This is a genomic window from Fredinandcohnia quinoae (genome assembly GCF_022427965.1).
Taxonomy (GTDB): domain Bacteria; phylum Bacillota; class Bacilli; order Bacillales; family Bacillaceae_L; genus Ferdinandcohnia; species Ferdinandcohnia quinoae.
In genome coordinates this window covers 44,933-50,932 of record NZ_JAKTTI010000032.1, presented here as the reverse complement: position 1 = coordinate 50,932, position 6,000 = coordinate 44,933, and the positions used below count along the sequence as shown (strand labels likewise).

Annotated in this window: 4 protein-coding genes; 1 reads left to right on the top strand and 3 read right to left on the bottom strand. The window is 37.5% G+C overall.

The features are described 5' to 3' along the window. Positions 1 to 137: 137 nt before the first annotated feature. The 3 genes from MJG50_RS17135 to fni all read right to left on the bottom strand — a co-directional run bounded on the left by MJG50_RS17135 (position 138) and on the right by fni (position 4,885). Positions 138 to 1,937, bottom strand: coding sequence for an ABC transporter ATP-binding protein (locus tag MJG50_RS17135; RefSeq protein WP_240256977.1), 1,800 nt, complete (start codon positions 1,935 to 1,937; stop codon positions 138 to 140). Continuing rightward, positions 1,930 to 3,660: an ABC transporter ATP-binding protein gene (locus tag MJG50_RS17130; protein ID WP_240256976.1), complete on the bottom strand. Its 1,731-nt coding sequence runs from the start codon at positions 3,658 to 3,660 to the stop codon at positions 1,930 to 1,932. The genes MJG50_RS17135 and MJG50_RS17130 overlap by 8 nt, the downstream gene beginning before the upstream one ends. 169 nt (positions 3,661 to 3,829) lie before the next feature. Further along, on the bottom strand, positions 3,830 to 4,885 hold the full coding sequence (gene fni / locus MJG50_RS17125; RefSeq protein WP_240256975.1) for a type 2 isopentenyl-diphosphate Delta-isomerase: 1,056 nt from the start codon (positions 4,883 to 4,885) through the stop codon (positions 3,830 to 3,832). A gap of 198 nt (positions 4,886 to 5,083) precedes the next feature. Between fni and MJG50_RS17120 the strand changes: the two genes are divergently transcribed. Beyond that, positions 5,084 to 5,914, top strand: coding sequence for a 2OG-Fe(II) oxygenase (locus MJG50_RS17120; protein ID WP_240256974.1), 831 nt, complete (start codon positions 5,084 to 5,086; stop codon positions 5,912 to 5,914). The last annotated feature ends 86 nt before the right edge of the window (positions 5,915 to 6,000 follow it).

Here is a 6,000-nt window from a genome sequence, read left to right as displayed (position 1 = left end):
AAAATCGGCATAATGGCTGTTTTTAAGAGTGTCTACTTGACAGGTGCATGATCAAATTAAAAATACGGTCATTAATCCAAAAATACGGCCGTTATCAAAAACGAGCAGAAAAAAACGAAAGAGACTTGAGGAAAATCTCAAGCCCCTTGCAGCTTCGTCTGCATTTCATAATAAATTCCTTGCTGCATCATGAGTGAATCATGATTACCTTGTTCTAAAATTTCACCTTGACCCAATACTAAAATTTGATCTGCTTGTTCAATCGTTTTCAGGCGATGTGCAATGACAAAGCTTGTTCGCCCGTGCATTAAATTTTGTAAGCCTTTTTGAATATGGACCTCGGTGCGTGTATCAACATTCGAAGTTGCTTCATCAAGAATTAATATATCTGGATCCTCTAAAATGGCCCTTGCAATCGCAATTAACTGACGTTGACCTTGACTTAAGTTTGTTCCACCAGATGTAATTGCAGTTTCATATTGCTCTGGCAAATGGCGAATGAATTTATGTGCATAGGCAATTTTTGCAGCTTTCTCGACCTCTTCATCTGTAGCATCTAGTTTACCAAAACGGATATTTTCACGGATTGTTCCACTAAATAAATACGTATCCTGAAGGACGACTCCAATATGATTTCTTAGTGAAGCCATTTCGTATTGCTCAATTGGTACTCCATCGACTGTAATCATACCCTGATCAATTGGATAAAATCTCGTTAATAAATTGATGACAGTAGTTTTACCAGAACCTGTTGGTCCGACAAGTGCGATAATTTCTCCTTGCTTTGCTTCAAAAGAAATCCCTTTTAATATTGGTTTTCCTTGCTCATATTCAAAAGAAACATCCTCAAATACGACATGACCGTTAAAATGGGTAGCTTTAATCGTCCCAGATTCGTCAACAGTTTCATCTTTTTCATCTAATACTTCGAAGACTCGTTCTGCACCGGCGATAGCGGATTGGAATGTGTTAAGTAAGTTTGAAAGCTGATTAATCGGTTGGAAAAATTGACGTGTATAGGTGACGAATGCCGCAATTACTCCAACGGATGTATAGCCTTTTACAGATAGAATAGCACCAACCCCAATAACAAGACCAAGCCCCAAATTATTCATCGCATTATTGATTGGTCCCATGAATCCCGAAATGGTTTCTGCACGCAATGCCGATTTGCGTAATCGTTCATTTTTTTCTTCGAATAGCTGGGCTGTTTGTGCTTCCTTCCCAAAAAGCGTGACAATTTCAATACCGCTGATGGTCTCTTCAATATAACCGTTCAACTGTCCCAAATCTCGTTGTCGAGCCTTGTAATTCACACTTGAGCGCTTAATGATTTGCTTTGACGCAAAAACAATTAATGGAATGATCGTTACGGTTACAATTGCTAATCTCCAATCGAGTAAAACCATAGCGGCCGCAGTTCCTACAATAGTTAAGATAGCTGAAAGTATTTGCGTGATACTTTGGGTTAACGCCATATTTAAGCTATCAATATCATTTGTGACACGGCTCATTAAATCTCCTTGCTGGCGTTGATCAAAGAAACGTAGTGGCAGCCGCTGAAACTTATTAAACAGTTCTTGGCGAATGCGCTGAATGGTTCGTTGTGCAACGAAAATCATCACAACCGTTTGGATGTAAGTCACACCAAAAGTAGCCAAATAAGAAGCGCCAAGCCATAAAGCCATCATGATGGTACCTTCGATATCAAACTTCGCAATATAATCATCGACAATAATTCCAATTAACCATGGCCCAATTAATTTTAAAACTGTTACTCCAACTACGGTAAATATAGCTAGGATAACCCCAAGGCGTTGCTTTTGTAAATAATGCCAAATCCTAAGTAAAGTATCTTTTTGATTTTTCGGCTTTTCTATCGGACCTGAACCAACACGAGGGCCGCGTTCAAGACCAGTTCGTGGACCATTACTCACTAAGCACACCTCCTCTTTCTTCCTGTGTGGCTACAATTTCCTGATATACTTCATTCGTTGCTAAAAGTTCATCATGAGTTCCAAGTCCAGCAACTTTTCCTTCCTCTAATACTAAAATTTGCTCGGCATGACGAATGGAGGAAATCTTTGATGCGACTATAATCGTTGTCGTACCATCAAAATTTTGTTTAATCCCTTTTTGAATATGACGTTCTGATATTGCATCGACTGCAGATGTTGTATCATCTAACACCAATATTCGTGGTTTACGAATAAATGCTCGTGCCATTGCTAAACGCTGTCGTTGACCACCAGATAGATTTTGTCCTCCTTGGGATAGGTGATGCTCTGTCCCTTTCGAGAAGCGGGAAACAAATTCCGTTGCAGCAGCTATATCCATCGCTAGTGCCATTTCCCTTTCTGTTGCATCAGACTCGCCAAAACGCAAATTCGATGCGATCGAACCTGAGAAAAGCAATGCTTTTTGAGGTGCAAAGCCAACTGAATGACGAAGTGTTAATAGATCATACTGCTCGATTGGCTGACCATCAATTAAGATTTCACCACCTGTAGGTTCGAATAATCTGGGTAATAATTTTAAAAGTGTGGATTTCCCACTACCTGTTGTACCGATTATCCCTAATGTCCCACCTTGCTTCACATGAAAAGAAACTTTGTCGAGCACATATTCACCATTATCGTGGTAATAAAAACTAACATCTTTGAACTCAATCTCACCTTGAATCGGTGCTTGAATTGGATATTGCGCATTTACGATGTCATTCTTTGTGTCCAACACTTCTTGAATTCGACTTGCACTTGGCAATGCACGTGCAATTTGAATTAACACATTACTAGAAGAAATAATTCCATTCATAATAATCGTTAAATAATTGATAAACGCTAGAATAACTCCAATTTCAAGAGTTCCAGCTTCAACCTTAATAGCTCCCGACCATAGTGCCGCCACAATCCCGATATTAACAACGAACATACTAAGTGGTGCTAGCACACCTACTACATGTTCTGCACGAATCGCACGTTTCGCTAATTCATTGTTAATACTTGAAAATTGTTGAATTTGCTCTTCACCTCGATTAAAGGCTTTGATCACACGGACACCGGCCAAGTTCTCTTGCATATATGTATTCACACGATCAATCGTACGTTGTACAGCCCCGAATACCTTCCCTGACATCGTTGTGAAAAAGACAATTAGGATAATTAAAATCGGAACGATGATCAGTAATAATCCAAATAATTCTCGAGCTGTAAAAAATACAATGATAACGGCACCGATAAATAATAATGGTCCACGTACAAATATTTTCATTGTCATTAAAACAGCTCGTTGTACTGTTTCTACATCACTTGTCAAATTGGTAATTAGCTTTCCGATTGAAAAGTCATCTTTATTTTTTGCTGAAAAATATGTAATCGCAGTAAATAAATCCTTTCGTAAGTCTGTAGCAAAATTGATGGCTGCCCGTGAACTAAAAATCGAACAACCGATCCCTCCAAATAATCCTATTACAGCAGCTCCAATCATTAGTGCAAACATCCGAATAACATAGGTATCGTCATTTTGAGCAATCCCATCATCGATAATATGCTGCATGATAGTCGGCTGAACAAGATCCATCATTACCTCAAGCACCATAAATGAAGGGCCTAAAATTGCAAACCATTTATAAGGAGCAAGGTAACGTAAAAGCTTACTCATATAATAATCCTCTCCTAATTAGCTAAAGAGCCAATTTAATCCACTTTGAATTCTAGTAATCTTTTAAAATCATATCATACAAATTAAGTATACGTTTGTATACATATGTATGCAATCACTAATTGGTAGTAATTTAATAAAAAGAAAAAACAGTTATGCACAATCATGCTTAACTGTTCTCATTTAAGAGGGATCGACCCATTACGCTAACTCGCTTTGTATTTTTTAACTCCCCAAGATTTTTGACACCGATGCCAAACATTGTCATTTTTAATTCGAGTTCAATTTGTTCCATTGTTTCTAGTACAGAGTCAACTGAAACGGTTGCCACTTTCAGTAGCTGGCGGGCAAAACCAACGATATCGGCACCAATCGTAATGGCTTTGGCAGCATCCACACCTGTTTTCATTCCACCACTTGCGATGAGTGGAACTTCAGGAAGCTTACTCCTAACTGAAATAATGCAATCCCTTGTCGGAATGCCCCAATTATTAAAGCTTTCCGCTGCTGCTTTCTTCAGAGGGTCTTTTGTCCGTAATTTTTCGACTTGGCTCCAGGAGGTACCACCAGCTCCAGCTACATCAATATAGGAAATGCCAACATTATACAGCTTTTTTGCCGTCATACCATCAATACCAAATCCAACCTCTTTCACCCCGACTGGGACATCAAGTGTGTGACAAACCTGCTCAATTTTTGGAAGAAGGTTTTCAAAATTCAAATCCCCACCATCTTGAATGACCTCTTGTATACTGTTTAAGTGAAGAACGATTGAATCCGCTCTTGTCAAATCTACAATCTTTTTAACCTCTTCAGCTCCATATCCGTAATTTAATTGGACTGCCCCTAAGTTTACGATAAATGGAACTGTAGGAGCTTGTTCTCGCAGTAGAAAGGAATCCTTATATGTATCACTCTCAAGCATTGCACGAGTAGACCCAATCGCAAGTGCCCAACCTTTTTCTTCAGCTGCAATCGCAAGGTTTTGATTAATTGTAATAGCCAGTTCAGAACCACCTGTCATTGAACTAACTAGAAAAGGAGCTTGTAACTCTTTGTTCAAAAAATGAGTATGTAAGCTGATATGTTTAAAATTAATTTCCGGCAATGCATTATGAATAAACTGAATCCCTTCAAATCCAGTCGATTTATTAACACCTTCTACATTTTCCGTTAGACAGAGACGAATATGCTCTGTTTTTCGATGATTAATGTTATGATCCATAATTACTAAAATCCCTCACTAAAAAAACAGTTTTATACTTCTACCCTAACGTGTTCCTACTATAATATAATTACCATTATATTCGAAAAAGACTTTTTAGGAAATTTTAAAAATACATAGAAAATATTATAGTATAATTATTATGAAAGCTATCTTATATGACGATAAATAAATCTAGATTATTTTAGAGGTGTCAAGATGGAAAAGACAAAGCAAATCCCAAAAGAACTAGTGAATTGGATTGTACAAACATTGGAAAGTGGCACAAGTCCAGAAGCAATCGTAGATGCGATGATTAGAAAAGGGTATGATCAAAGACTTTCTTATACGATGCTTTTTCAACTTATTCGGAATGAATCAATTAAGATGACTGGAACTTATGTGTATGAGACGCCAGAAATTTTTAAAAGAGGAAATAAAATTCATACAAGCGATTGTGAAATTAATGTACTTTCAAAAGTGGAAAACCCCGTTATAATTCACCTTGAACATGCTTTAAGCAATGATGAATGTGATGAATTAATTAAAATGTCAGAAGACAGATTAGAGCCTTCCACAGTGATTGACCCAAAAACGGGTGAGGTAAAATTAGCAACTGGTAGAACAAGTTATGGGATGTCTTATCATTTGCATGAAAATCCACTTGTAACAAAGATAGAAAAGCGAATTGCGGAATTAACGAATTTTCCAATTAAAAATGGAGAAGGTCTTCAAATTTTAAATTATAAAATTGGACATGAATATAAAGCACACTTCGATTATTTTCCTTCAAACAAAGTTGATCCGAACAGAGGGGGACAACGAGTAGCTACATTTTTAATGTACTTAAATGATGTAGAAGCTGGAGGAGAGACCGTCTTTCCAAAGGCAGGTATTTCAATTGTTCCTAAAAAGGGTTCAGCAGTCTATTTTCAATACGGTAATAGCCAAGGACAAGTTGACCCAATGTCCCTGCACTCAAGTATCCCAGTAATTAAAGGAGAAAAATGGGTTGCAACAAAATGGATCAGACAAGGAAACATCTATTAAACTATAACATTGTCAGTTTGGCTTAGGAAAAAACTAGCCAGACTGGCGTTTTTTTATGTAAAAAAAGGAATTATTGCTATATTTGT